Source organism: Megasphaera sp. AF13-6AC (genome assembly GCF_027685385.1).
Taxonomy (GTDB): domain Bacteria; phylum Bacillota; class Negativicutes; order Veillonellales; family Megasphaeraceae; genus Megasphaera; species Megasphaera micronuciformis.
On the sequence record NZ_JAQCUN010000184.1, the window covers coordinates 1 to 1982 of the forward strand.

Annotated in this window: 1 protein-coding gene; it reads left to right on the top strand. The window is 40.2% G+C overall.

The window, feature by feature from the left end; genetic code table 11:
* The first annotated feature begins 511 nt into the window (after window positions 1-511).
* A complete protein-coding gene (locus PGX78_RS07880; RefSeq protein ID WP_270446362.1) occupies window positions 512-1831 on the top strand; it encodes a hypothetical protein in 1320 nt (439 codons plus the stop codon).
* Window positions 1832-1982 lie beyond the last annotated feature (151 nt).

The window sequence follows — 1982 nt, forward strand, 5'->3', positions numbered from 1 at the left end:
TCTACATCGAAGCCGACGTAGTCTTCACCTTGCGTAAATTCGAAAGGTGGGAAGTTGGGGTTCATGCCTATGATGAGCGTTTTTTCGGTGTTGCCTTGAGGACTCGAGGTGCCGCAACCTGTTAAGGCACTGACAGCAATGAAAGTAAGAGCAATAAGTGCGAGAAATTTTTTAAACATATAAAATCGCCTGCCTTTCTTTAAGATGGTATAAGTATACAACGATGGATAAATAAAAACAAGTAAAAAATGAATAAAAATAAAAAGAAATAAAAAACAAATGGTGTAAGATTGCTTAATCATGCGAATGGGTAGAAAAATAAAGACATAAAAATTAATAGAGCAAATAGAATTGGTGATTTAAATCAAAGCGTGTAAATGGGGGATTGAGGAATATGATACGACGGTATGGCAGAAAAGAACGATATACCTATAAAGAAAGAATGTTAAAAACAAAAGAAAATCTCCGTATAATTAAGAAAATATGGGGCGACACGAACGGAGGTATGAGTGTGAAACACAACCTTTTTGCATTTGCTACGAGTGAACTTTCGCAAGACGCTTTTTTCTGCTGGGCCTTGGATTGTTTAAATCGGGATGAAGACTCGCCATTATATGGACTCGGTAGAAGTTTTTGGGCCTTGCTGTCAGGCCGTAAGAATGATGCCTTGCCGAAGATTAAAGGTGTTGTTATCAGGCGGCAATTTAAGCATATGGATGTTCTGGCTTTGGTAGTGTATAGTAATTGGAAGGTAGATGCCCTGGTTATTGAAGATAAGGTGTACACATCAGAACATGACGATCAGATACAAAAGTATTTAATGGAACTGGGCAACTTATTGGTCAGTCTTTTGAAAGAAGATGGCAGGAATAAAGATATAGAAGAAGATTTAAAAAAAATTGTGCGTAATGAATATACGTTGAAAGAGTGCCGGTTTAACTGTTTCGTAGCCTATGTAAAGACGGGATTTTTCAGTGATGCCGACTGGGCTACGGTGAAACGGGAAAGAAAACTGAGTGAAGAGGTGATTCCTGTTTTGGCAGTGTCTGCCGAGGTGATTCCTGTTTTGGCAGTGTCTGCCGAGGATTTAGTTAAAGCTGTTGACACATATGTTCATGACAGTGAACTCGTAAGCATGTATAGTGCTTATTTGCATGAAGAGTTCTTGGACAAAGCGAATTTATATGAGCGTGCCTTGACGGAGGGGACGGATTTAGAAACTCTGTTAAAGACGACGGAAGTTGTGCCGTATTATTTCTTACGTATCTTATTTGACGGTGAAACTGCTTTGGGAATCAGTCGTCGAATGTGGGAGCCACGGACAGGAGGAGACGGAAGTCGTGTTATTAATTCCAGCCATAATATAGGAGGCGGGCGTTGGTCACACATAAAATTTTGGCGTAGACCTTTTGAATGGGGGGACGAGACACACCCCTACCTCTTTTGGCGCATTGATACTGACGGGAATGGACTGTATTTAGCCTTAAGGTATTATGATGAATCGGGACGGGACAACGGATTAAATCGTGAAGAAATGTTCTTGCGCTTACAGGAAATTATAAGAGAGACATATGGTGTTCTTAAAAGGGATATAGAGGGGTTGAAAGCTTCGTTTAAAGACAAGGAAGATCTACCGTTAGTAAGTGAAAGCAACGGTCGTAGGAGTAATGGGAAGAGAAAAGAAAATACGCTCATTCATATACATATAGAGCCTGTTATAGAAAATTGGGGAAGAACCTCTGTTTCTGACGGATTTATTAAAGCTCTCCGCGTAGCGGACTGTAAATTGTATAGTGAAATCGCAAAGGCCTTTGCGGCACCGGATAAGTAGGAGAAAGACTACGGGACATACAAAATCTTGTGTGTCCCGTACTTTTTATGTATAAAGCGAAAAAATAGAGAAAAAGAGGTTGACAAGAGAAAGTGAATGCGGTAAGATAAACGAGTCGCCAAACGGCGAGTGACCTTTGAAAACTGAACAA